Origin of the sequence: Candidatus Palauibacter sp. (genome assembly GCF_965237495.1) — a bacterium.
In the GTDB taxonomy this organism is placed as follows: domain Bacteria; phylum Gemmatimonadota; class Gemmatimonadetes; order Palauibacterales; family Palauibacteraceae; genus Palauibacter.
The window spans coordinates 594,000-617,251 of sequence record NZ_OZ250143.1 but is presented as its reverse complement, the minus strand read 5'-3'; the positions used below and the strand labels follow the sequence as shown (position 1 = coordinate 617,251).

The 23,252-nt window shown below is 66.3% G+C and carries 22 protein-coding genes and 2 pseudogenes; 13 read left to right on the top strand and 11 right to left on the bottom strand.

All coding sequences use genetic code 11. The annotated features are described in order from the left end of the window. Positions 1-66: 66 nt before the first annotated feature. On the top strand, positions 67-1,107 hold the full coding sequence (gene rhuM, locus ACPXY0_RS02550; RefSeq protein WP_423928179.1) for a RhuM family protein: 1,041 nt from the start codon (positions 67-69) through the stop codon (positions 1,105-1,107). 168 nt (positions 1,108-1,275) lie between these two features. Here the strand turns inward: rhuM and ACPXY0_RS02545 are convergent, their stop codons facing one another. Beyond that, entirely contained in the window at positions 1,276-2,196 is a 921-nt protein-coding gene (locus ACPXY0_RS02545; protein WP_423928177.1) for an alpha/beta fold hydrolase, read from the bottom strand. Between the two features lie 224 nt (positions 2,197-2,420). Between ACPXY0_RS02545 and ACPXY0_RS02540 the strand changes: the two genes are divergently transcribed. Beyond that, on the top strand, positions 2,421-2,594 hold the full coding sequence (locus ACPXY0_RS02540) for a ribbon-helix-helix protein, CopG family (protein WP_423928175.1): 174 nt from the start codon (positions 2,421-2,423) through the stop codon (positions 2,592-2,594). Positions 2,595-2,609: 15 nt separating this feature from the next. On the opposite strand, the gene ACPXY0_RS02535 is transcribed toward ACPXY0_RS02540, so the two are convergent. Further along, on the bottom strand, positions 2,610-2,846 hold the full coding sequence (locus tag ACPXY0_RS02535; protein WP_423928173.1) for a hypothetical protein: 237 nt from the start codon (positions 2,844-2,846) through the stop codon (positions 2,610-2,612). Between the two features lies 1 nt (position 2,847). Here ACPXY0_RS02535 and ACPXY0_RS02530 point away from each other — a divergent pair, with 1 nt between their 5' ends. Then, positions 2,848-3,018, top strand: a complete 171-nt coding sequence (locus ACPXY0_RS02530) for a hypothetical protein (RefSeq protein ID WP_423928171.1) — start codon at positions 2,848-2,850, stop codon at positions 3,016-3,018. On the opposite strand, the pseudogene ACPXY0_RS02525 reads toward ACPXY0_RS02530, so the two are convergent. Then, positions 2,947-3,240, bottom strand: a pseudogene (locus ACPXY0_RS02525) (aminotransferase class IV); the annotation flags it as partial. The gene ACPXY0_RS02530 and the pseudogene ACPXY0_RS02525 overlap by 72 nt on opposite strands. Here ACPXY0_RS02525 and ACPXY0_RS02520 point away from each other — a divergent pair. Next, positions 3,179-3,394 (top strand): hypothetical protein, encoded by a 216-nt coding sequence (locus ACPXY0_RS02520; protein ID WP_423928169.1) that lies wholly within the window; start codon positions 3,179-3,181, stop codon positions 3,392-3,394. The pseudogene ACPXY0_RS02525 and the gene ACPXY0_RS02520 sit on opposite strands and share 62 nt — an antisense overlap. Positions 3,395-3,673: 279 nt before the next feature. On the opposite strand, the gene ACPXY0_RS02515 is transcribed toward ACPXY0_RS02520, so the two are convergent. The 3 genes from ACPXY0_RS02515 to ACPXY0_RS02505 form a co-directional block, all read right to left on the bottom strand. Continuing rightward, entirely contained in the window at positions 3,674-3,856 is a 183-nt protein-coding gene (locus ACPXY0_RS02515) for a hypothetical protein (protein WP_423928167.1), read from the bottom strand. Positions 3,857-4,100: 244 nt separating this feature from the next. Then, positions 4,101-5,012, bottom strand: coding sequence for an aminotransferase class IV (locus ACPXY0_RS02510; RefSeq protein ID WP_423928165.1), 912 nt, complete (start codon positions 5,010-5,012; stop codon positions 4,101-4,103). Positions 5,013-5,581: 569 nt separating this feature from the next. After that, entirely contained in the window at positions 5,582-6,934 is a 1,353-nt protein-coding gene (locus ACPXY0_RS02505) for an IS1380 family transposase (protein ID WP_423924679.1), read from the bottom strand. Between the two features lie 212 nt (positions 6,935-7,146). Here ACPXY0_RS02505 and ACPXY0_RS02500 point away from each other — a divergent pair, with 212 nt between their 5' ends. The 3 genes and pseudogenes from ACPXY0_RS02500 (at position 7,147) to ACPXY0_RS02490 (ending at position 10,008) form a co-directional block, all read left to right on the top strand. Next, positions 7,147-8,514, top strand: a complete 1,368-nt coding sequence (locus ACPXY0_RS02500; RefSeq protein ID WP_423928163.1) for a MotA/TolQ/ExbB proton channel family protein — start codon at positions 7,147-7,149, stop codon at positions 8,512-8,514. Beyond that, positions 8,430-9,665 (top strand): annotated as a pseudogene (locus tag ACPXY0_RS02495) (IS256 family transposase). Before ACPXY0_RS02500 ends, ACPXY0_RS02495 begins: the two are co-directional and overlap by 85 nt. A gap of 55 nt (positions 9,666-9,720) precedes the next feature. Next, positions 9,721-10,008 carry a hypothetical protein gene (locus ACPXY0_RS02490; RefSeq protein ID WP_423928161.1) on the top strand — a complete coding sequence of 96 codons (288 nt, stop codon included), beginning with the start codon at positions 9,721-9,723 and terminating at the stop codon, positions 10,006-10,008. Here the strand turns inward: ACPXY0_RS02490 and ACPXY0_RS02485 are convergent. Next, positions 9,987-11,122 (bottom strand): IS630 family transposase gene (locus ACPXY0_RS02485; RefSeq protein WP_423928159.1). Its coding sequence is split into 2 segments (ribosomal slippage): positions 9,987-10,690 and positions 10,690-11,122, totalling 1,137 coding nucleotides; the frame shifts between segments, so codons are not numbered across the junction. The two genes, ACPXY0_RS02490 and ACPXY0_RS02485, sit on opposite strands and share 22 nt — an antisense overlap. A 68-nt stretch (positions 11,123-11,190) precedes the next feature. On the opposite strand from ACPXY0_RS02485, the gene ACPXY0_RS02480 reads away from it, so the two are divergent. Then, complete coding sequence (locus tag ACPXY0_RS02480; protein ID WP_423928157.1) at positions 11,191-11,439, top strand: hypothetical protein; 249 nt, start codon at positions 11,191-11,193, stop codon at positions 11,437-11,439. 82 nt (positions 11,440-11,521) lie between these two features. Further along, positions 11,522-12,151, top strand: a complete 630-nt coding sequence (locus ACPXY0_RS02475) for an OmpA/MotB family protein (protein ID WP_423928155.1) — start codon at positions 11,522-11,524, stop codon at positions 12,149-12,151. A 1,194-nt stretch (positions 12,152-13,345) separates the two neighbouring features. On the opposite strand, the gene istB is transcribed toward ACPXY0_RS02475, so the two are convergent. The 3 genes from istB to ACPXY0_RS02460 form a co-directional block, all read right to left on the bottom strand. Continuing rightward, positions 13,346-14,164, bottom strand: a complete 819-nt coding sequence (gene istB / locus ACPXY0_RS02470) for an IS21-like element helper ATPase IstB (RefSeq protein ID WP_423928153.1) — start codon at positions 14,162-14,164, stop codon at positions 13,346-13,348. Further along, positions 14,161-15,177, bottom strand: coding sequence for an IS21 family transposase (gene istA / locus ACPXY0_RS02465; protein WP_423928151.1), 1,017 nt, complete (start codon positions 15,175-15,177; stop codon positions 14,161-14,163). Before istA ends, istB begins: the two co-directional genes overlap by 4 nt. 540 nt (positions 15,178-15,717) lie before the next feature. Continuing rightward, positions 15,718-16,059, bottom strand: coding sequence for a hypothetical protein (locus ACPXY0_RS02460; protein WP_423928149.1), 342 nt, complete (start codon positions 16,057-16,059; stop codon positions 15,718-15,720). Between the two features lie 578 nt (positions 16,060-16,637). Here ACPXY0_RS02460 and ACPXY0_RS02455 point away from each other — a divergent pair. From ACPXY0_RS02455 to ACPXY0_RS02445, 3 genes are all read left to right on the top strand, one after another. After that, the gene (locus ACPXY0_RS02455) at positions 16,638-17,915 is read left to right on the top strand and encodes a DEAD/DEAH box helicase (protein ID WP_423928147.1); all 1,278 of its coding nucleotides are present in this window, start codon (positions 16,638-16,640) and stop codon (positions 17,913-17,915) included. A 966-nt stretch (positions 17,916-18,881) separates the two neighbouring features. Further along, a complete protein-coding gene (locus ACPXY0_RS02450) occupies positions 18,882-19,379 on the top strand; it encodes a hypothetical protein (RefSeq protein WP_423928145.1) in 498 nt (165 codons plus the stop codon). Positions 19,380-19,384: 5 nt separating this feature from the next. Next, positions 19,385-20,269 (top strand): HNH endonuclease, encoded by an 885-nt coding sequence (locus ACPXY0_RS02445; protein ID WP_423928143.1) that lies wholly within the window; start codon positions 19,385-19,387, stop codon positions 20,267-20,269. Positions 20,270-20,436: 167 nt separating this feature from the next. Here ACPXY0_RS02445 and ACPXY0_RS02440 read toward each other — a convergent pair whose 3' ends face one another. After that, positions 20,437-20,865: a DUF433 domain-containing protein gene (locus ACPXY0_RS02440; protein WP_423928141.1), complete on the bottom strand. Its 429-nt coding sequence runs from the start codon at positions 20,863-20,865 to the stop codon at positions 20,437-20,439. Positions 20,866-21,667: 802 nt separating this feature from the next. On the opposite strand from ACPXY0_RS02440, the gene ACPXY0_RS02435 reads away from it, so the two are divergent. After that, positions 21,668-23,020, top strand: coding sequence for an IS1380 family transposase (locus ACPXY0_RS02435; RefSeq protein WP_423927861.1), 1,353 nt, complete (start codon positions 21,668-21,670; stop codon positions 23,018-23,020). Positions 23,021-23,252: the final 232 nt, after the last annotated feature.

Below are 23,252 nucleotides of genomic sequence, written 5' to 3'. Positions count from 1 at the left end.
GGAAGAGAGAGCCGGATGGGTGGAGCCACCATCGAGCACTCGGAGAGCAATGCGATGGGTGATACGGTGTCCGCAGAGCTCCCTGGGGGCGAGGTCCTCGTTTACGAGACGTCCGACGGCGATGTGCGAGTGGATGTCCGCCTCGACCGCGAAACCGTCTGGCTGACCCAGCGGCAGATGGCGGAGGTGTTCGATACGACGCCGGAGAACGTGCTGATGCATCTGCGCAACGTGTTCTCAAGCGGCGAGTTGGAGGCGGAGGGAACTGCTAAGGATTTCTTAGTAGTTCGGACCGAGGGTCAACGTCGAGTGCGGCGCAACCTGAGGCACTACAACCTCGATGCCATCATCTCCGTCGGTTATCGCGTCAACTCCAAGCGAGGTGTCCGCTTTCGGCAATGGGCCACTCACACCCTGCGCGAACACCTGATCCGCGGCTACACCATGAACGAGCAGCGGCTGGCGGAGCGCGGCCTGAGCGAGGCTCGCGAAACCCTCGATCTGCTCAGCCGGACGCTGAAGAACCAGGCGCTGGTGACCGACACGGGTCGGGCGGTGCTCGACGTCATCGGGCGCTACGCCGACACATGGCGACTGCTCCTGGAATACGACGAGGATCGGCTGCAGATGCCGCCGGGCCGGAGTCCGTCAACGGGCGTGCTCGACTACGACACGGCGACTGGAGCGATCGTCAGCTTCAAGCGGGAGTTGATGGAACGCCAGGAAGCGTCTCCGCTGTTCGGCAACCTCCGGGGCGACGCCCTCGCCGGCATCCTCGGCAACATCGAGCAGACCATGTTCGGAGAGTCGCTCTACCGCTCGCGGGAGGAGAAGGCGGCACATCTGCTCTACTTCATCGTCAAGGACCACCCCTTCACCGATGGCAACAAACGCATCGGATCGCTGCTGTTCCTGCTCTACCTCAAGCAGGAGAACGTCGAGCACGGGCTGAACCCCCAGGCGGTCACGGCGCTCACCCTGCTCATCGCCGAGAGCGCCCCCGCCGCCAAGGACTTGATGGCGCGGCTGACCATGAACCTCCTCCACGATCGCACTGATCCCCTGGCATCGACGAGAGGTCTTCCGCGGCCCGACACCTTGACCTGAGAGCGAAACGCTGCATCGAGCGGGCCTGCGCCTAGTCGACCATCGGGAGCGGACGTCAACCGCGGGACCCCGACGCGGGCACAGGGAGAGCCCGCAGACCACCGGACCCCCGGCCAGCGAGCGCCGGGTTGTCGTGCAGCCGCAGGTCTCGCCGAAACCGGACGACGACTACGCGAACCCCTCTTTCTCCAGGAACGCGACCATGGTCGCGGCGCACTCCGCCGGCTCCTCGAGCGGCAGGAAGTGCGTCGTGTTCGGGATGAAGTCGTACTCGAACCCCACGATTCCCTCCAGGTCGGTGCTCGGCATGAAGGAGAAGGCGAACGTGGGGTCGCCGGCGATCACCTTCACGGGGCAGGCGAGACGCGACAGCTCCGGTTCCAGACTGTAGGCGAAAGCGTACTGAAGCGCGTGAGCTTCCCAGAGGCGCGGGCAGCGGAGTTCGTATCCGCCCCCGCCCGGTCCGCCGCCTCCGTTCCCCGCGGTACGAAGCAGTGCCCGGCTCGCCAGCTCCGGGACTCCCGGCGCCACCAGCTCGAACATCCACTGCCGGCGGAAGTCCTCCGCGAACTCCTCGCGCGTCGCGAAGTGATCCCGGCGGAACCGGGCCTGGGTACGCAGGCGCCGCCACAGGGCTTCGGCCGCCTGGGGGTCCCCGTTCGGCGGGTACAGGGGTGGATCGAACAGAACGAGCGCCTCGAAACCCTGACCCGGGGCCTCCTGGTGGAGCGCCGCCAGCGCCGACACCAGATGGAATACGCCGACGGCGGGCTTCGCGCCGACGTGGCGCTCGACCCCGCGCCGGACGAGTTCCTGGTCCGCGGCGAAGGTGGCGATGTTCTGATGTCGCAGCTCCGACCGGGGGTTCCAGCCGTGGCTGCGCAGGTCGTAGAGGATGAGATCGAAGCGAGAGGCCAGCAGCCTCCAGAACGGATAGTAGAGTTCCGCCGCCAGTCCATTGGCATGGCTGAGGACGAGACGGGGACCGTCGGAGTTGCCGTGCCGCCGCAGGATGATCCGGGCGCCGCAGGTCACCTCGACCTCCGCCGTGTCCAGCGGCTCCGGTACGTTCCACATGTATGACGTCATTGGATGCCTCCTTTTGCCTCCGTGGAGACGCCCTATCTGACAGTCGAATACCCCGCCCCGCCGCAGCGAGGTCCGGGGTTCCCGTCGTCCCCGACCACGCTGGGGTAGGGGCGGCCAGCCTCCTCACGCGGCATTCGCACGGGAACGCTTCGCGGGACGGGACGGTATCAACCCTGTGAGGGGATGGGGTTAGCCGCGGCCGGTCTCGCCGCGAGGGGGTATGGATGGTTCAGATAAAGGTACGCCTGCCCGACGTGGCATTCGACGCGATCGAGGCCTCCGCGCTGGCGCTGGGACGCAGCTGTGAGGAGATCATTCAGCGGGCGCTGGAGCGATACCTGGAGGATTTTGACGATCTGGCCGGCTCGGCCCGGAGGTTCCGCGACCCCGACGGCTGATGCCGGGTCGAACCCTCAGCCGCTGATCAGGACAACCCCTTCGCGCGCCGTCAGCTCCGAGTAGAGTTCGCTGAGCCTCTTCGTCAGCGGGCCCGGCGATCCGTCTCCGATGACCCGCCCGTCGATTTCGGTCACGCTCACCAGTTCCCCCATCGTGCCGGTGCAGAACGCCTCGTCCGCGCGGTGGGCCTCCGTGAGGGAGAGATCGTCCACCCGGCTCGGAATCGCGTGCTGCCCGCACAGATCGAGCACCGTGGCGCGGGTGATCCCCTTCGGGACAGGCGACCGTCCGGCTCGTCATCACGACGCCCCCGCGCACGAAGAAGAGGTTGGTGGCGTTCGTCTCGGCGATGAAGCCGTTGCGGTCGAGCATCAGCGCATCATCGGCACCGGCTGCGTTCGCCTCGATCTTGGCCAGGGTTGACTGGAGGAGATTGGCGTGATGGATCTTCGGGTCCAGCGTGTCCGGTCCGAAGCGGCGCAGCGAACTCGTGATCAGCCGCAGACCCGACCGATCGTAGACGGGCGCCTTGTACTTGGCGAGAACGATCAGGGGGGAACCCGCCTGATTCAGACGGGGATCCATGCCGCTCGTGAACTTCACGCCCCGCGTCAGCGTCAGGCGAATGTGTACGCCGTCGCGCATGCGGTTCGCGATGAGCGTGCGGCGGATCTCCCCGATGATCTCCTCGTCCGCGGGGATGTCGGCGGAGGCGGGGATGGGCAGGATCACCGTACCCGACGGGCTGCTCGACACGCTCGGGGCCAGCGCGGCGGATCGGAGCGGCCATCGGAGTTGACATCAAAGGTTGCGGTATACCTTACTCCGATGTCCCACGTAGAAGACGGTGATCTCGCGTTCCGTCGAGATACTGTAAAGCGCACGGTAAGACCCTGATCGGATTCGGTATACGGCCGCTCCGAACCAGAGCACACCGGCTATCTATCGAGAATCGTGTGGTCGTGGTTCGATGCGTAGGGCCTCGATCTTCTTGTCAAGATCGGCTCGTCGCGTTGGGGGTTCGACGGTCGCCAATCCTTTCAACGCCCGGCGGGTGTGGCTGAGATCAAGCGGTTCCTTAACCGACGATCTCCTTGCGCGCGGCATCCAAGTCCGCGCCCCCTACGATCTGACTCGGATCGTTGCGGACGAGTTCTTCCTCCTCACGAACAATCCTGGCATAGAACTCGTCCGCCCGTGCCTGTCGCCGCTCCCGCGACACGAGCCTGCGGGGCCACTCTGCCCAAGTTTGTAGCGACATGCTCATACTCTCCGTGACTTGACGCACGACGGGCGCCAACCACCCGCCAACGATAACTTGACGTTCGAGCGCACCCTTGCGCGACTACAACCTCGCACTTGCACGTACCTTGAAGAGCGAAGGTAGGTTCCGCAAGCAAGAGTTAGAGGTGCCCGCGCAGCACTGCCCGAAGCAGCGACAGCGAGAGCGGCTTCGCCAACCGGGCAAGATCCCCGTTCGAACCGCGACGATGCCCCGCAGGACCCTACCGCTCTCCCGCGATCAGGGTGGCCCCCTCGTGCGCCGTCAGGTCGCGGTAGAGTTCGCTGAGTCTTTTCGTCGCCGGGCCCGGCGATCCGTCTCCGATGACCCGCCCGTCGATCTCGGTCACGCTCGCCAGCTCTCCCATCGTGCCGGTGCAGAACGCCTCGTCCGCGCGGTAGGCCTCCGTGAGGGAGAGATCGTCCACCCGGCTCGGGATCCCGTGTCGCGCGCAGAGGTCGAGTACCGTGGCGCGGGTGATCCCCTCGGGACAGGCGACGGTCCGGCTCGTCATGACGACACCCCCGCGCACGAAGAAGAGGTTGGTGGCGTTCGTCTCGGCGATGAATCCACGCTGGTCGAGCATCAGCGCATCATCGGCGCCGGCCGCGTTCGCCTCGATCTTGGCCAGGATCGACTGCAGGAGGTTGGCGTGATGGATCTTCGGGTCCAGCGTGTCCGGACCGAAGCGGCGCAGCGAACTCGTGATCAGCCGCAGACCGGATCGCTCGTAGACCGGCGCCTTGTGTTCGGCGAGCACGATCAGCGTGGGACCCGCCTGATTGAGACGGGGATCCATGCCGCTGGTGAACTTCACCCCCCGCGTCAGCGTCAGTCGAATGTGCACGCCGTCGCGCATGCGGTTCGCGACGAGCGTGCGCCGGATCTCCCCGACGATCTCCTCGTCCGAGGGGATATCGGCGAAGGCGAGGGCCAGGGCAGAGGACCGGAGGCGGGCGAGGTGTTCCTCCAGCTTGAAAATGTGGCCATCGTACAGGCGCAGGCCTTCCCAGACGGCATCTCCCCCCTGCACCACGGAGTCGAAGGGGCTGACGCCGGCCTCGTCACGATGGACGAGCTTCCCGTTCACATTGACGAGGAGATCGCGGTTCCGCTCGTCAAGCCGTTGAAGCATGGATGCGCTGTCAGGGGAGTGAGGTTAGCGCTGTCATGGGATCCGTATGAGCATGCGCTTCCAGCTGGCCTAGCTGCTACCCGAGGGGCTGCTTGAGCAGCTGACCAATAAGGGCAGGCTCTTGACGTTGTTGGTTTCGTTGGTCATTCTCAATGGCTTCGCTTGGCCTATTCGATTCCCGGCGGATTGGACCTCCGAGTCGAGGAGCCTCCGCCGGCAACCGTCAAAACGTAACCGGACACCCACCGGAGGCGGTCGCGAAGATTCCCGTAGCGAGGCCCGAGCCCGTCTGTGAAAGACGGCGTACCGAGGGATACGAAACCTAACAAGGCAGGCGTGGGCGACGGGTAAACCCGGATCCTGCGTTGGCGCATAGTCGGGCGGCCTGAGGGCGATTATGACCGGCGGTTGTGGCGACTTGGCGCGGGCGGTGGCGTTTTCGGGGCCGGACCGGGCCTCGGCGGAGGGCCGGCGGGGCTCGGGAGGGGTCCCGAACGGCTCGCGGAGACACGGGGAGTGGGCGCCGCCGCGCGGCGCCTTCGGAAAGCCGGAGTTGGGGCCGGTCAGATTTAGGCGGGCGCGGGCGGCGGGAGACCCCGCTCGATGGCCCGGAGCGCCGGTCGCAGGAGGCCGAGGGCCGGTTCGGCGCGCGCGAACCCGAGCGAGGTTCGGCGGGCGTGGGAGGTGATCCTGGCGGGGGCGCGCAGCAGGCGCAGCCGGATGCCGCGCGGCTGCACGGCGCGCCAGCGGCCGCCGAGGAAGTTCGCGCGCAGGATGTGGAGGAGTTGGTAGGCGAGCACGGCGAGGCTCCACAGCAGGGCGTTGCCGCCGAGGTCGTCCACCGCGGTGCGGCCGGCCGAGAGCTGGCCCAGCTCCTCGATCCGCTGCTCGACGACCGCGCCCGCGTTGTAGGCGCGCCACGCCTCGACGGGGCCGATGCTCCCGATGTTGGTCAGAACGTCGGCGCTCATCGTGGTCTCCCACGCCGCGAGATCGAGTTCTCCCTCGTCCGGCCCGACCCGTCTCCGCCTCTCGACCGAGAGAAGCCGCGTCCCCCACAGCTCGCCGGAGGCCGTCCTCAGTTCCCGGTCCCCGGCCTCGTCCCGGGCGGCGGTCTCCCAGGCGCCCCGGAAGCCGTCGAGCCAGGCGTGCCGCGGCACCTTGAGCAGATAGGACACGCCGAGCTCCTCCATGCGCCGCGCGATGGACTTGGAGAAGAACCCCTTGTCCAGCCGCACGGTGATCCGCCGCACCCCCGCCCCCCTCAGGCGGGCCACCAGCTCGGCCAGCCACGCCTCCGCCCCCCGGGCCGTGTGCGCGCCCCCCGGCCGCCAGCGCACCCCGAGGCAGTCGCCCGTCTCCAGGACGTAGGCCAGAAGGGGGTGGTGCGAGGGGCGGCCCCGCTTCTTCGGGTTGTAGCCCCGCTCCGCCCCGGCCTGCTTCAGCCCGTAGCGCACCACGACGGTCGAGTCCATGACGATCGTCGCCGACCGGGGCGCCCCGCCGGCCAGCTCCCAGCGCCGCCGCACCATCCGCCACAACAGCTCGTCCAGAAGCGGCGACAGCACGGCCGCCGAACCCCGCAACCAGCGCCCGAACGTGGCCGGGTGCGGCACCCGCGCCCAGCCGAAGATGCGGCGCACGCCCCGCCGCTCCAGAAGCGGCAGGTCGTCCATCGCCCCGCCGCCGTACAGGAGCAGCACCACCCACGACTCGACCATGAGCGATGGCCGGTAGCGGCCGGGGACGTTCCCGCTCCGCCGGTCGATCCAGCCGCCCAGCCCCAGCGCGTCCCACAGCTTCCGAACCACGACGAGGCCGCCCGCGTCGGTGATCCGCCCGCCGCCCCCGCGGACCCTCAGCGCGGCCGCCGATCCTTGCACGTGCGGGCGCGGTCCGGTATAGTCGTTTCCACGCACCATTCGGGTGTCCTCCGTTCCGGGGTGAACTCTTGTTCAGTCCCTCTGAACGTAGGGCCCCGGGCGGTGCTTTTCCATAGTCCGAAACTATGATCTCACTATCGTCAAGGCCTCCACGGCCCGGCTACGGCCGCCCTCCCGGACGAGCCCCGCGCCCACGATCGCAGGATCCGGGGTAAACGTTCGACGCTTGCAAGGGGAGTCACATAGAGTTCGTGGACATCATAAATCCGTTCCCCCCTGCAATCGTTCCCAATAGCAGTATTCTCTTTCTCTACGCCATGATCGCTTTCGCGGTGTACGGGTTGTTTGGGTTCCGAGGTTCTGCGGGGCTTAACGGGGTCCGGCGACGGCGTAACGAGTTTGCCGAAGCCGCCGAGAGCGTCCGACTTGACGGTGCCGAGACTCCGAGCCGACTGTCCCCGTTCGCTCCAGAGAGCGTCCTGTCTCACCTCTGGACCGACTTCGCCGAGCGATACGAGGCGGACGCAGTCACGGTTCATGGTTTGCCGTTCGGCGTCACGGACCCTGAGGCAGTCTTCACCGAGAGTGCCGTCCTCAAGGGATACAACCGCCAGCTCTCGCTCGCGCTGTCCGCGATCTTCGCCGGCCTTGGGATCCTGGGGACCTTCTGGGGATTATACGTCGGACTCAAGGACATCGGGATTCCGGATCAGGACGCACTGTTCGAGAGCGTGCAGACGCTTCTCTCCGGGATGTCCGCGGCCTTCGTCACATCGTTGGCCGGGATCGCCCTGTCCCTGATCTGGCGAATTGCGCATCGGTCCACGCACCACGGGTTCCAGGGACGTGCTCGGGCGTTCTTCGATGAAGTCCGGGTACGATTTCCGGTGAGGACTCCCGAGGCAGTCTTGGCCGGCTCCCTGCGAAACGCGGAGGAGCAGAGGGTCCTGCTTGAAGAGCAGAAGGGGATCCTGCAGAACCTGGGGACCGACGTCGCAAGCGCGATGCAGGACGTGATGGAGAAGAGCTTCTCGCCTGCGCTGACGTCGATCGATGAGACCCTACAGGCCGTCACTACGCAGGTGGATCAGCGCCAAATGGAAGCGCTTGAGGATATAGTCGTCGCGTTTCGAGAACAGTTCCTGGGCGCTGCGGATGATCAGATCCAGCGGCTCGCAAGCGCAGTCCAGGGAGCGGCTGAGTGGCAGGAGCGTGTCAACGTCGACGTTCGTGCAGTCTTCGAACGGGTCGTGACCGTGTCGGAGGTAACTGCGACCCTCGTCGAGAGCGGCGGCGAGGCGGCCGCTCGTTTCCTTGAGAGCCTGGACGGCTTGCAGGAAAGCCACACACACATCTCGGAGGCAACCGGCCACCTTCGCGAGATCGCCGATCATACGGCCGCGACATCCTCTCGGCTTGGCAAGGAGGTCGACGGAGGTAGGAACAAAAGGTGTGTAAAAAGCGAGGCGACGTACCTTTCAGCTGACCGTTTACCAGCGATCCGGGGGGAGACCCGGAGAAAGGACGTCGCCTCATGGGCAACGATACGCGGGAGAGGTTCGGCGGGCCAGCGTGGGAGACGCTGGAGGTGTGGGTGCGGGAGGAGATGCGCGGTCTGATCCAGGCGGCACTGGAGGAGGAGATCACGGAGCTTCCGGGCCGGGTGAAGTCGGAACGGCGGGCGGCGGTGGACGCGCCTCCGGGCTACCGGAACGGGTACGGCAAGCCGCGGCGTCTGGCGACGAGTTCGGGGACGATCGAGGTCAGGCGGCCTCGGGTCAGGGGCCTGGAGGAACGGTTCGAGAGCCGGGTGCTGCCGTTGTTCGCGCGCCGGACGCGGGAGGTGGGCGAGCTGATCCCGGAGCTGTACCCGCACGGGCTGGCCGAGGGCGATTTCGAGCTGGCGCTCAGGGGGCTGTTGGGCGACGGGGCGCCGTTGTCGAAGTCCTCGGTGAGGCGGCTCAGGGCGAGGTGGACGGCGGAGCACGAGGCGTGGAGCCGGCGGCCGCTGGGAGACCGTGAGCTCGTGTACGCGTGGGCGGACGGGATCTACGTGAAGGCGGGCCTGGAGCGGGACAAGGCGGCGCTGTTGGTGGTGATCGGGGCCATGAGCGACGGGACGAAGGAGGTGCTGGCGGTCACGCCGGGCTACCGGGAGTCGGTCGAGTCGTGGGCGGCGGTGCTCAGGGACCTCAAGGCGCGGGGGCTCGGGACGCCGAAGCTGCTCGTCGCCGACGGGAACCTGGGCATCTGGGGCGCGGCGCGGGAGGTGTGGCCGGAGACGGCCGAGCAGCGGTGCTGGAACCACAAGACGACCAACGTGCTGGACCGGCTGCCCAAGAGAGAGCAGGCCGCGGCGAGGGAGATGCTGCGCGCGGCGGCGTAGCGCCCTCGCGGGCGGCGGCGAAGGAGGCGAGAGACGCCTTCCGGGACCGCTACGGAGACGCCGAGGCCAAGGCGGTGGCCGTGCTCGAGGACGACTGGGACCGCATGACGGCCTTCCACGACTATCCGGAGAAGCACTGGCGGCACCTGCGGACGACCAACGTCGTGGAGAGCCCGTTCGCCTCGGTCCGGCTGCGCACGACGGCCGCGAAGCGGTTCAAGCGGGTCGACAACGCCACGGCGCTGATCTGGCGGCTGCTGCTGGTGGCCGAGAAGAGGTCCGGGAAGCTCAACGCGCCGCACTTGCTTGGGAGAGGTGTACGAAGGGAAGAGGTTCGAGGACGGAAAGCCCGTCCCCGAGGGTCGGGAGAGGATCGCCGCCTGATGACGTTTACACACCTATTGACCCGACCTCGGTCGACGCGTTCACGGAAGCCAATGTGGAGCTTCGCACGGCGCTCGCCACCCAGCTGGATGAGACGGGAGGCCAGGTAGATCGGCTCATCGGATTCTGGAACGATCTGAAGGGCAATCTGGATGCACTCGCCACAGCCCTCGAAGGGAGTCTCACCGAGTTCACGAGCGTCACTCAAGAGAAGCTGCAGGAGGTCTTCGCGCGTTTCGATACCGAGATGGCCACGGTGGTGAACCATCTGTCCGGCACGTTGGCAGAATTGCGAGAAGCCACCGAGGACCTAGTGTCATGTCACACAGCAAACGTCGGATAGAGGCGCTTGAGCTTGACACGTGCGTCGTCCGTGGTGAATTGCCAGTTGACCTTGGCTTGGATTCGGTCTCTGGCCGCCTGCCAGGCGGCGACTTCGGCGCGTAGGGTGTCGATGGAGTCGATGCGGCGATTGAGGCACTGGCGGATCATGACGTTGAGTTCGACCTCGGCGACATTCAGCCAACTGCCGTGCTTGGGGGTATGGACGAACTCGAAGCGATCCCAAAGCGCCTTGGCCTCGGCGGGTTCGAAGGTTTCGTGGAGCGCGCCGGGGCGGTGCGTGTTGAGGTTGTCCATCACCAGCGTGATTCGGGTGGCGCCGGGGTACTGCGCGGCGATGTCGCGCAGGAAGCGGGCCCAGTCGGTTTTGGTCCTGCGCTCGGTCACCTTGGTCTGGCGCCGGCCGGCCAGTGGTTCGGTGGCCATGAACACGTTGCAGGTGCCGAGGCGCCGGTACTCGTAGTCTTCGCGGGCCGCCCGTCCCGGTGCCGGCGGGACGGGCGTGCGCGTCTCGCCGATCAGCTGGCGCGGCGTCTCGTCCATGCACACCACCGGTAAGTTCGCATCGTACGGACGCCGGTAGACGTCGAGCACCCGCTCCATCCCCGCTGCGAAGTCGGCATTGCGCCGCGGCGGGATCACCCAGCCGACGCGCCGCCACGGTTTGATGGCGTTTTTTTTAGCACCCGCCGCACCGTCTCGTGCGAGACGCTGTCGATATAGCCGAGTTCCACCGCGCGGTCCGCCAACAGGCGCAGCGACCACCGCGCGCGCCCCTCGGGCGGATCGCCGCAACTGAGCGCGACCAGCCGCGCCTCGAATTCGCCGTCCGCCTTGCGAAGGTACTTCGCGCGACGACCCCGCCGGCCCCCAAGCGCCGCTTCCAGACCGTCCTCCACAAACCGCTTCTTGACCCGGTCCACCCTGCGCGCGCTGATCCGCGACACCCCGGCGATCTCCCCGCCGGTCGTGCGCCGCTCGTTGAACTCGCCCTCGTCGCAATTGAGCAGAACCAGCGCGTTGATCACCTTCCGCGAACGATGTGAACCCTTGCGTGTCATCGCCGCCAACGCCTCGCGCTCCCCCGCTTCCAACTCCACCAAATACCGTTTCATGCCAGCCTCCTCGCCATTGTGGACCGGCAAGAAGTCTATCACGCTCCTTACGACATATCACGTGTGACATGACACTAGTCCCCGGTGTGACGCGCATCGAGGAGGCGATTTCCGAGACGCTCGCTCCGGTGCGGGCTTCCGAGGAGAAGCTATCGGCTCTTACCGACTCCATCCTCGCGCTTGAGCCGCTCCCGGCCTCGCTGAACGCCGCCTCGGGTCAGGCCAAGGCCGTGGAAGATGAGTTGGTTCGCCTCCGGAACGCCCTCGAGCAGCGTGACGGCCGCTGGACCGGAGAGGAAACGTCCAGACGTGTTTAAGGGTCGCTCCCACGACTGGACGGGCGAGAGCGCGCCGCATCAGTACTGGCTGAGCTACGCCGATTTGCTCGCGGGACTCCTGATGGTCTTCGCCCTGCTGTTGTTGACCGCCTTCCATACCTACCAGGACCGGGCCGCCCCTGTGCAGGATCTCGTCGAGACACGCCGGGCGATCGCCGACACTCTTCGGGCTCGATTCGAGGGCCGGGGCTTTCTTCGGGTCGACACCGTGACCGGATCGGTCCGGTTCGGAGGCGAGGTGCTCTTCGATCGGGGCTCGAGCGACCTCCGGCAACTGGGGCGCGAGAGGTTGGGCGAGTTCGCGGCCGACTACCTGCCCGTCCTGCTGGGAATCCCGCGCTTCGAAGAGCATCTGCAAGAGATCGTGATAGAAGGTCACACCGATCAGGACGGACCTTTCCCACCCGACCGGGTTGAGGATAACTACTTGTTCAACCTCGGGCTTTCTCAGGATCGTGCTTCCAGCGTCATGCAGTTCCTGCTGCAGCAATCCACAGAATATGAGGACGCGTTGCGCCAGTATGTGACGGCGAACGGCCGTTCGTTCTCCGACCTGCTGTTTCTCGCTCCGGACTCGACCGTCGTGGATAAGGAGGGCTCCCGACGCATTGAGATCCGGTTTCGCTTGAACGATGAGCAGGTCATCCAGGAAATCCTCGAGCGGCTCTTCTTCAGGTCGGAAGATCGATGAGTCGACGGGTGATTCTCGACTACAGCCCTCGGAAGCTGGCGAATGTCCGGCGCGAAGTGGTGCAGGCGCATCCCTCGACGGCGCGGGCGATGGTAGACGCGTCACACACCCGCCTCGAGGCGCTTCATGACCGTATCCGGGAGTGCGTTGCCGACAGCGTGGCTCTGCGCCGACTGGCCGATGGGTTATCGGGTCGCGATGTGCGGGGCATCGCGCGATCGCTGGGACGGTGGGATGACGTGCGCCCCGCGGCGGCCGGCATTGTTCGACGGCGCATGAACCGGCGGCTGCTGCCTAAGCTTTGGCTGACCTGGGAAGAGCATCCGGGCGTTACCGAAGTGACGGACTTATGCGCTTTGGCCGGTGACCAGTACGGTTGGAGCTTGATCGCCCGCGAGGGTATGGAGGCAGAGGTCGGTCGCTGGGTGGGAGCCCGCAATCCGGGCGAGATTGTTCGGAAATGGCTGGCCACCCAAGGCCACACCTACTCCGACCTGGCTGATCTTGCGGAAAGCCCGCTCCGCCCGAACACACCGTTGGCGCGCGCGGTGCGGACGGCCGTGATGACCCAGGGGACATCCAGTCAGCTGCGGGCCGAGGGTGCCGAACGACTCCTGCGCTGGCTTCCGGAACTGAACCCGCTCGGGCAACAGGGGTTTGCGAGGCACTATCTCGTCACGTTACGCGTTGGCGAGTGGGAGGACCCAGTTCTGCGGGCGATCGAGTCCAGTTACGGATCTCCTCGTGGCCCGCGTGCTGCGTTCTGGAATCTCGTGCCGCAAGACCGCAGCGATGCCTTTCTGCGCTGGCTCCTGCGGATGAGACTCGATCGTGCGTTCTCTGGAGACACCGACCGCCATGGCTATTGGTTGAGTAGGGTATCGGAGATGATCGATGTGGAGACCGGGAGGGCTGGGGGCACAGAATACGCCTGGCTTGTATTCGAAGAGTTCGCCGTGGTCGAGTTCTTCGAGGTGGGGAATGCCGCTTATTTCTACGCGCGGCAACAGGCACGTCAGCTGCGAGCCACGAAACCACGCAGTCCGGCGGCCCTGAAGAGGCGAGAAACGGTGTCAATGGCCATCGAAAATATGACACTTCTGGCCGTCGAAAATGGGACACTTTTCGGAACGCGCCGCGGAGGGAGCGGAGCGACCGGAGCGGGACGTTCCGAGAGGATCTGGTCGGCGCGCATCACCGAGTCCCTCCGTGTTCCGAGCGATCCGCCGAGACCGCCCGGGAGGCGGTCGGGTGGATGGCCTTGGAGAGTTCCAGATGGCGTCGCATCCGGTAGCTGTTGCCCCGGATGTTGACCATGTGGCAGCGGTGCAGTAGCCGGTCCAGCAGCGCGGCGGCCATGACCTCGTCGTGCAGGATCTCTCCCCGCTGCTCGAAGCCCTTGTTCGAGGTCAGCACCGTCGAGGCGTGCTCGTAGCGCCGGTTGACGAGCTGGAAGAACAGGATGGCACCGCTGCGGGTGACCGGGAGGTAGCCGATCTCGTCCACGACCAGGAGCGCGGGGTGGGTGAGGGTCTTGAGCCGGTGGTTGAGCCGGCCGGCGGCCTCGGCCTCTTCGAGGGAGTCGATGAGATCCGTGAGCGTCCCGTAGTAGACCCTGCGCCCGCTCTCGGCCGCGGCGATGGCCAGACTGATCGCCAGATGTGTCTTGCCGACGCCGGGCGGGCCGAGGAAGACGACGTTCTCCTTGCGCTCCAGGAAGCCGAGCTCGTGAAGCGAGTCGATCTGCTCCCGCTTGACCGAGGGCTGGAAGCTGAAGTCGAAGTCCGCGAGCGTCTTGATCGCCGGAAGACGGCTCGATCGCATGGCGGTGGCGAGGCGCCGGCTGTTGCGCAGCGTGATCTGGGCGGTCAGGAGCCGCTCGATGGCTTCTGCCGCGGTGGTTCCGCCGCCGTCCACCGCGGCAAGCACCTCGTCGAGGGCTTCCAGGGCGCCGGGCATCTTCAGATCGGCGAGTTGGGCCGCGATGCGCGTGCTCCGGGACCGGGCCTTCACGAGATCTCTCCCGTGATCCCGGCGTACTCGGACAGCGGACGTCGTTCGACCTCCACGACCTGGAGTGCCGAAGGAACCCGGGTCTGTGTCGTCTGGAGCTCGGGCAACGGCGTCACGGGACGGTAAGGCCACGGTGCCAGGGAATTTAGGTACGGCCGCTCCCGCTCGAACCGGTCCGCCACACGTTCCTTCAGCGTGCCGTGGATCCGAACGTTGGCCACGCCGTCGAGCCACAGGAGGGCCCGTGCGTTGAGGTCGTCATCGGAGAGGAAGTCCCGGCCGTAGAAGAAGTTGTTCCGGATGTAGCGGATCGGCCGCTCGACCTTGCCCTTCGTCTGGGCCCGGTACGGGCGGCACGCCCGGATCCGGAACCCCCAGTGGCCGCTGAAGCGCAGGAACTCCGGGTTCTCGACCAGCCGGCCCCCCTCGTTGCGCTTGTCGCCGGTGATGACGGCCTTCATCTGGTCGAACAGAAGCTCCGACGGCACGCCGCTGAAATGAGCGAACGATGTCTCCAGCCCCCGGATCACGACCGGCATCGTCTGGCGCTCATAGAACCTGAGCCACATCAGCCGCGAGTAGCCCAGCACCACGATCAGCGCATGACGCTTGCCCCACGGCAGCCGGAACTCCGCGAAGTCCACTTGCGCTTGGTGGCCCGGTGGAGTCTCGAACCTCCGGACCGGCTCCTCGGGCTCCCGTGGCCGGACCCTGCGCACGTAGCGCTTCACTTGGCCGTAGCCGCCAGGATAGCCCGCCGCCCGCACCTCGTTGAACAGCCGCACGGCGCTCAGCCTCGGATAGTCCGCCAGCCGGGTGTCGATGATCCCCTTGTAGGGATCGAGCTTCGACGGCGCCGGAGCTCTCGGCCGGTATCTCACCGCCTCGTCGTCCAGATCCCGGTCCAACTGCCCCGTCGCGATCCAACGATAGATCGTCTCGCGGCTCACTCCCACGTGCCGAGCGATCGCCGCCTTCGGCACACCCTGCTCGAGGTAGTGTCGCAGAAGCACCCGCTTCTCTCTCCCGATCATCGCGCCCCCTGTGCTGAATGGAGACGCCAGAGTGGAGAAAGGCCCGGGGAACCTCACCAGCCCCCCGATCCACCGCCCAGCCCGGCCTTCGATCACCCACCCGAGGTGTACGATTTTCGACGGCCACAACTGTCGAATTTTGCATGGCCGCCAACAAACGGTGCGGTTCGGGTGGTCGAGCACCCCGAATTGGCTCATCCATGGTATGGGCTGGCAGGGCCAGGCCGATCGTTATCTGGAGACGTGGACCAGAGGGACTGCACGGCGAGGCCGATGATCGACTGGGCACCCCACCCCCACGGCGCATTTTTTGGTGTTGTTCAAGCGACCCCGGACGGAGCTGCCCCCGCCCTTCCGATAGTGGGAGATCCTCGAACGGCCCCGCCCGCTCTCCGACTCCTCGAGACACTATGGCTCGAGGAGCGGGTCGACGAAGTTGAGGGGGGATACCTGCTCCCGACACGCGAGATCTACGCACTTGAGAGACCCGCTCGCGACGAGTTCGGTCTTCCCGTGGAGTCACTTGGCGTCGGCGTAGACCTTCGCGCCACGGGCTACGCTTCCTTGACGGGCGACTTCGGCGTTCGCGCCGAGACGACAATTCCGGGCGTGGGCCCTCTCTCGGCCGAAGATCGCATCGGCGCCTTTGTCCGAATGGGCAGCGGGTGGAGGCTCGTTCCCGAGGCCGTGGCAGACCTCTACTCGGTCCTCGACTATTTCTCCACGCTGGACGCACCCTCGTTTCACGACCAGCTGCTCTTCATCGGGCACGTTCGAGAGGCGGCGGATCGGGCGGGAGCAAATCTGGACGCCTATCTGCGGGACCAGGACATCGTGGTTCCGGAAGGCGTCGGCGTCCAAGTTACCGGCGTCGGCCCGGAAGAGCTCGAACTCTTGCCGATCCCGATCGGATCGAAAGGTGCCACCTCCGGCTTCGACCTCGGACGTGGAGCCACAAGAAGCTCCTACTTCCGTGCGGAGGGGACTCGCCGAGAGCGCCTCGTGCTCAACCCGGAGCAGCGGGCGGGTGCGGACGAGATCAAGGCAAGACCGAAGATCGAAGGGACAGATGTCCCTCGGTTCTTGGCGAATCCGGAAGCGTATCTTCCCGATTCGGTCGACGCCGAGCAGTTCAGCCTGCGGGTACGTGGCCTCGTCCCGAGACGCTACAATGCCCAGCCTTCATTTGAGTTCGGCCAAGGGAAGAGCCGGGGCTGGTTCGACGTCGACTTCAATATCGAAGTGACTCCGGAATCGCTCCCCGACTGGGCTGCGGGAGGCGCGGCAGTCGCGCGGCCCCGCGAGACCCTCTTCGCGGCCGCACGGCTCGGCGGAACTCGGCGATGTGCCCCCCTCAGTTCTCTCCCGAGGAGTACGCGGGAGTCTGCGGGCAGGTTGTGCAGTCGGGAGATCCCTGGATCCTCCACGGTGGCGAGTGGATGGAGATCGAACCTCGGCATGCCAGGGATTTCCTCGACGTCTGGAAGGAAGTTCAGCCCAATGGCCGTGGCGGCTATGAGATCCCGAGGGCACGGGCGCTCGTTCTCGATGTCATCTCCAACCTGGACGAGCTTGAGTTTGAAGGCCGCCAACCGGATTTCGAGTTCCTGGATGAACTCCCGGAGTACCCCGACCCGGTCAGCTTCAACGGTGAAATGCACCCGTATCAACGGACGGGATATCGATGGCTTCGATTCTTGTACGACAAGGGTTTCGGAGGGCTGCTCGCCGACGACATGGGGCTCGGAAAGACGATTCAGGTTATCGCACTTATGAGCCACCTGGCGGAGCAGGGAGAACTCGGCCCCTGCCTGCTGGTCGTCCCCGTCGGCCTCGTGCAGAACTGGGAGGAGGAACTTCGCAGATTCTGTCCCTCGATCCGGGACATCCACCACCACCTGGGCACGGGAAGAGAACGTGATCCGATGCGGATCGCCAGGCACCAAGTCGTAATCACGAGCTACGGGACGCTGCGGCGCGACCAAGTCACGCTTGCTCAGGTGGATTGGACCTTCGTCGCCTGCGATGAGGCGCAGAAAGTCAAGAATCCGGGGGCGCAGACCACGGCCGCCGTTAAGGGCATGAAGAGCAATCTTCGCCTCGCGCTGACCGGTACGCCCGTCGAGAACAGTCTGCGCGAACTCTGGTGCATTGTGGATTTTGCCCAGCCAGGTCAGTTGGGAAGCCGAAGCGATTTCCAGAGAGAATTCGAAGATCCCATCATGGGAGCGGCGGAATCCTCCGGGCGCCGAAGGGAATTCGCGACCCGGCTCCAGGAACGCTTGACGCCTCACTACTTGCGGCGCACCAAGAAGGATGTTCTGGAGGACCTCCCGCAGAAGCAAGTTCTGAAGTCGACCGATGAGCTGCCGTCGGTCGGCCTGAGTGAACTCCAACGGTGGCTGTACGCTCAGATCCTCGCCGACCTCAAGAGCGGCGGCATGATGGCGCTCGTCGCCCTCACACACCTCATTCAGGTTTGCTCGCATCCTGACATTTTCAGGCCCCGGGAAGCGACCACGGCGGAGCGAATCGAAGCTGCGCCGAAGCTACGGGCAACGCTCGACATCGTCCGCGACGTGCGGGCGCGCGACGAGAAGCCCACCGGAAGGGACCAAGCAGTCAGATCGCGTTTCGATACTGGAGATCATCGAGCGACTTCACGTGCGACTTGGCGCGATCCCCGATGGGGCGGACAACGCATGGGAGGACGTTGAATTGGCCACCGTGATTGCCGAAGAGAGTACGGATTCTTCACCTAGCGACGATGCGCCTGCGCGGCAACCGGACGCGCTGGTCGAGGGAATCAACGACCCGACGCCGCCCGGCAGAGTGGAAGCGGAACTATCGGTAGAAATCCCAGCGGTTGGGCTTACCGCACCGACGTCCGTCCCCAACCCTCGAGCGTGTGAGCGAGGCTCCCATAGCTGGACCTTGCGCGCTAAGGGCCGTGACTTCGTAGGAGTAGTCGATGACCAGATGGGCCGACCGGAGTTTGAGTGGGTTTGCCCACGATGCGGCATAACTCGGTGTTGGGAAGACTCGTCGACTCCGGCGACTGACCGGGCTGAAGCTTGGACCGAGGTACCGGAGGCTGTAGAGGGCGCGCCCGACCCGCAGCACGTCAGTCAGGGGCAAACCTCGTTTGGCTCCGAGGCGGCCATGCCCCCATCGACATCTCATGGGCCAACATCGGACCAAGCCGAAGGTCTGTTTGCTCCGCCCAGGAACAAGGCGACGGAAGAGCCAGATCGGATCGAGTGTCCGATATGCGACGAGGAGACTCTCGAACCCCTGAAGGGTTATCGCGGCCATCAGATCTGTGAGGCGTGCTACGACGCGTTGACAGGAGCCGGGAGGCGGCCTCGCTCATGAAGGGAGGGAGATTGCCAGTCGTCAGAGAGTGGGAGGCTCTGCGGCGGCACTTGTCCCGATAGGGCTCGGCTTCTGCGGAAAACAGTCGGATAGGCACCCCCGAGACCCAATTCTCCTGACCCGTTGATCCGCCGGGCAGGCTTTCTTGGACCGTCAACGCGGTGGAAGCATGAAGGATGTTGCAGCCGCGAAGGCTGATCGAGCAGTCCCGCATGTCTTCGACCGCGGAGACCGTGTGGCCGGACCGACGTTTCCATGTATGTTCCGGGCAGGGAGCAGTGGGCGGTTTAGGAACGGAGAACGATAACGTGATGGACGGAGGCAAGTACGCAATCAGCCTCGTGTGCGGCGGAGCGAAGGAGGCGCGCTCGCGCGACTGGGCGGCCTCCGGCTTAGTCCCCGAACGGATTCGGATCGTGCGCGCCGGCGTGACTGTCGGCGTGGTGGCTGCGGCGTCGGGGGACGGATGCTTCGATTCGGACGCGCTCGGACGATTCCAGGTGCGGTATGCGTGGATCGACGAGGAAGAGGTCGCGTCGTACACACCCGGCGGTTTCTGGCGCGGATTTCGCGAACGTGGCGGCCTACCGGACACGCTGGCGCTTTACCGAGAGGACGAAGAGGGCCGCTACATGTTCGTGCACGAGGAGGCGCTCGGCTGGCCGCCCCCCTTCCGCCGCCGTGGCTGGCCCGAGCGCGCGAACGTCAGCCTCGCGACGCTCGTCGAGTACATGGACGGAGAGATCGACACGCTGCCCTTGGGACCCTCCCCCCGGCGTCCGGGGATGAGGGATGTGGCTCGGTAGGAGCGATGGCGAAGGCCGTACTCACGACGAAGGTGAATCCCGCCTACGACGACCTGCCGGAGCAGCGGTATCACTTCCCGAAGACGTACCTCAGGGCGGTTGAAGCCGCGCTGGGCGACTGGATCGTGTACTACGAGCCGCGGCGCTCCACAGCACATGAGTCCAGCTCCGGAGGACGCCTGTCCTATTTCGCCACGGCCCGCCTTGTGCGAATCGAGGAAGATCCCCGCCTCCCCGATCGCTACTACGGAAATGTGAAGGACTACCTTGAGTTCGACACGCCCGTCCCCTTCCGCGAGGAGAGCTTCTACTACGAGCGGAACCTGCGGAAGGCGGACGGCACCCCGAACAAGGGGCGGTTCGGACGCGCGGTCCGGACGATCCGCGACGCTGAGTACCATCTGATACTCCACGCGGGATTCCACGGCTTCGCCGAGGCGCGATGGCGGATGAAGGAGCGCGATCCGGTGGAGACGGAGCGCCGCATCGTGGAGCAGATCTCGCGCAGGCCGTTCCGGGACCGGGTCTTCTCGACAGCCGTCCGCACGGCCTACGACAACACCTGCGCAATCACGGGACTCCGGATCATCAACGGCGGCGGGCGACCGGAGGTTCAGGCGGCCCACATCAAACCCGTCGCGGAGAGCGGGCCGGACAGTATGCGCAACGGCCTGGCGCTATGCGGAACCGCGCACTGGATGTTCGACCGCGGTCTCATCTCGGTCACCGACGACTACCAGCTGTTGCTGAAGGATCGCGCGATCCCGGACAACTTCTTCGGACTCATCAACGACGACCGGCGGCTGAAGGTGCCCCGCGTGCCGTCGAACCGCCCGCACCCGAGCTTCCTGAAGTACCATCGCGACCACGTCTTCCGGACTCATGCGTAGGAAGGGGAAAGTGCATATGCGTTGAGCATGTCTGGCGCCCTCAACAACGTCTTCATACGCGGAAAAGGGGTCGTCATGGACCTCGACTTCGAGACCTGCCTCCCTGAGAACGTTCGCGAAGACGTAAAGGCCGAGATCGCGGGTCGACGAAGTATGTGGGAATCGGTCTACGCGGCCGTCTCGTAGAGGACGGCGTCGTGGATCTGGCTCTCGGCCAGACCGTAGTCGTGGGCTATGGCGGCGATGTCTTCGCCGGCGTCGATGCGGTCTACGAGGGCCCGAGTGGACACGCCGGATCCGGCCAGCACGGGTCGGCCGAACGAGATCCTCGGGTTGATCGAGATGGCCCGCGCGTTCGCCGATTGCCGCGGAAGTACCGGATAAACCCGGAACGGGAGGCGTTGGTCGTCACGTTCCACGCGGTTGAGGCAATCCTTCAGCAGCCTTCGAAGTGCGAGTTGCCCCGACCGCGACAGCTCGATCAGCTGATCGAGCTGCTGGAGGAGAAGTTCGCCTCCGCTGGTAAGGAGTTCGTCGTGCAGCAGCAAGCGCGAGATCCCCAGCTGTTCCTCTGCATACGAGAGCGCCGGTCGCACGTTCCCCATTCTCGCGCCATGGACGCTCCGCAGGGCGCGGAGCACATGAGCCTCGACGAGGTTTTGCGGAGGTGGGAACAAAGTACCATCGGGTCGCAGGCGCGGGAGCTCGGGTCGCGTGCGTCTCGACCGACCTTGGACACCCGCGATCCGATGCCCGCCACCCGCTCCTGCTTGCGTTTGATGCCCCGTTGACGGACTCCCGGAAGTTGGTTCGGATCGGAGCGGCGGAGGTCGATCGCCCGTCGCGGGCCTCGACCATGCTGGTCTGCCCGTACCACGCACTCTACGTTCTGGATGGAACCATTTCCGGGAGCAATCCGTAAAGACCGCGAGAAGGAGAAGAGATCGCCCATGTCAAAGCGCCGTTCCGAAGACGACAGGCCGCGTCGCAACGTTCGTTTCACCGAGAAGGGGTACTCGGTCGATCCTCGCGAGATCCTGGAAAGCAGCAGCGCGAAAGAGATCCTGCGAAACGTGCGAGAGAACTTCCCCGTGAAGTCCGCGCCCGCGACCCCCGCCGAGAGGAACCGCTAGAAGTCATCCGGGACGACACCCCGCCATGGGATTCGGCGTCCTCTTCATCTCCATCCTGGGCGGCTACCTCTTCATCCAACGGTGCCACTTCACCCCGGATCCTGCGATCGTGGGCGCGGGGCTCGTCCGGGAGGGCGGCCGTAGCCGGGCCGTGGAGGCCTTGACGATAGTGAGATCATAGTTTCGGACTATGGAAAAGCACCGCCCGGGGCCCTACGTTCAGAGGGACTGAACAAGAGTTCACCCCGGAACGGAGGACACCCGAATGGTGCGTGGAAACGACTATACCGGACCGCGCCCGCACGTGCAAGGATCGGCGGCCGCGCTGAGGGTCCGCGGGGGCGGCGGGCGGATCACCGACGCGGGCGGCCTCGTCGTGGTTCGGAAGCTGTGGGACGCGCTGGGGCTGGGCGGCTGGATCGACCGGCGGAGCGGGAACGTCCCCGGCCGCTACCGGCCATCGCTCATGGTCGAGTCGTGGGTGGTGCTGCTCCTGTACGGCGGCGGGGCGATGGACGACCCGCCGCTTCTGGAGCGGCGGGGCGTGCGCCGCATCTTCGGCTGGGCGCGGGTGCCGCACCCGGCCACGTTCGGGCGCTGGTTGCGGGGTTCGGCGGCCGTGCTGTCGCCGCTTCTGGACGAGCTGTTGTGGCGGATGGTGCGGCGGCGCTGGGAGCTGGCCGGCGGGGCGCCCCGGTCGGCGACGATCGTCATGGACTCGACCGTCGTGGTGCGCTACGGGCTGAAGCAGGCCGGGGCGGAGCGGGGCTACAACCCGAAGAAGCGGGGCCGCCCCTCGCACCACCCCCTTCTGGCCTACGTCCTGGAGACGGGCGACTGCCTCGGGGTGCGCTGGCGGCCGGGGGGCGCGCACACGGCCCGGGGGGCGGAGGCGTGGCTGGCCGAGCTGGTGGCCCGCCTGAGGGGGGCGGGGGTGCGGCGGATCACCGTGCGGCTGGACAAGGGGTTCTTCTCCAAGTCCATCGCGCGGCGCATGGAGGAGCTCGGCGTGTCCTATCTGCTCAAGGTGCCGCGGCACGCCTGGCTCGACGGCTTCCGGGGCGCCTGGGAGACCGCCGCCCGGGACGAGGCCGGGGACCGGGAACTGAGGACGGCCTCCGGCGAGCTGTGGGGGACGCGGCTTCTCTCGGTCGAGAGGCGGAGACGGGTCGGGCCGGACGAGGGAGAACTCGATCTCGCGGCGTGGGAGACCACGATGAGCGCCGACGTTCTGACCAACATCGGGAGCATCGGCCCCGTCGAGGCGTGGCGCGCCTACAACGCGGGCGCGGTCGTCGAGCAGCGGATCGAGGAGCTGGGCCAGCTCTCGGCCGGCCGCACCGCGGTGGACGACCTCGGCGGCAACGCCCTGCTGTGGAGCCTCGCCGTGCTCGCCTACCAACTCCTCCACATCCTGCGCGCGAACTTCCTCGGCGGCCGCTGGCGCGCCGTGCAGCCGCGCGGCATCCGGCTGCGCCTGCTGCGCGCCCCCGCCAGGATCACCTCCCACGCCCGCCGAACCTCGCTCGGGTTCGCGCGCGCCGAACCGGCCCTCGGCCTCCTGCGACCGGCGCTCCGGGCCATCGAGCGGGGTCTCCCGCCGCCCGCGCCCGCCTAAATCTGACCGGCCCCAACTCCGGCTTTCCGAAGGCGCCGCGCGGCGGCGCCCACTCCCCGTGTCTCCGCGAGCCGTTCGGGACCCCTCCCGAGCCCCGCCGGCCCTCCGCCGAGGCCCGGTCCGGCCCCGAAAACGCCACCGCCCGCGCCAAGTCGCCACAACCGCCGGTCATAATCGCCCTCAGGCCGCCCGACTATGCGCCAACGCAGGATCCGGGTTCACCAGACTCACC

Coding starts and splice junctions, on each gene's coding strand:
- ACPXY0_RS02540 (WP_423928175.1), top strand. CDS start 2,421: ATGGTTCAGATAAAGGTACGCCTGCCCGACGTGGCATTCGACGCGATC.
- ACPXY0_RS02510 (WP_423928165.1), bottom strand. CDS start 5,012: ATGCTTCAACGGCTTGACGAGCGGAACCGCGATCTCCTCGTCAATGTG.
- ACPXY0_RS02435 (WP_423927861.1), top strand. CDS start 21,668: ATGGTGCGTGGAAACGACTATACCGGACCGCGCCCGCACGTGCAAGGA.
- ACPXY0_RS02480 (WP_423928157.1), top strand. CDS start 11,191: ATGACACTAGTCCCCGGTGTGACGCGCATCGAGGAGGCGATTTCCGAG.
- ACPXY0_RS02505 (WP_423924679.1), bottom strand. CDS start 6,934: ATGGTGCGTGGAAACGACTATACCGGACCGCGCCCGCACGTGCAAGGA.
- ACPXY0_RS02520 (WP_423928169.1), top strand. CDS start 3,179: ATGCCGCTCGTGAACTTCACGCCCCGCGTCAGCGTCAGGCGAATGTGT.
- ACPXY0_RS02455 (WP_423928147.1), top strand. CDS start 16,638: ATGGAGATCGAACCTCGGCATGCCAGGGATTTCCTCGACGTCTGGAAG.
- ACPXY0_RS02515 (WP_423928167.1), bottom strand. CDS start 3,856: ATGTCGCTACAAACTTGGGCAGAGTGGCCCCGCAGGCTCGTGTCGCGG.
- ACPXY0_RS02445 (WP_423928143.1), top strand. CDS start 19,385: ATGGCGAAGGCCGTACTCACGACGAAGGTGAATCCCGCCTACGACGAC.
- ACPXY0_RS02545 (WP_423928177.1), bottom strand. CDS start 2,196: ATGACGTCATACATGTGGAACGTACCGGAGCCGCTGGACACGGCGGAG.
- ACPXY0_RS02475 (WP_423928155.1), top strand. CDS start 11,522: ATGGTCTTCGCCCTGCTGTTGTTGACCGCCTTCCATACCTACCAGGAC.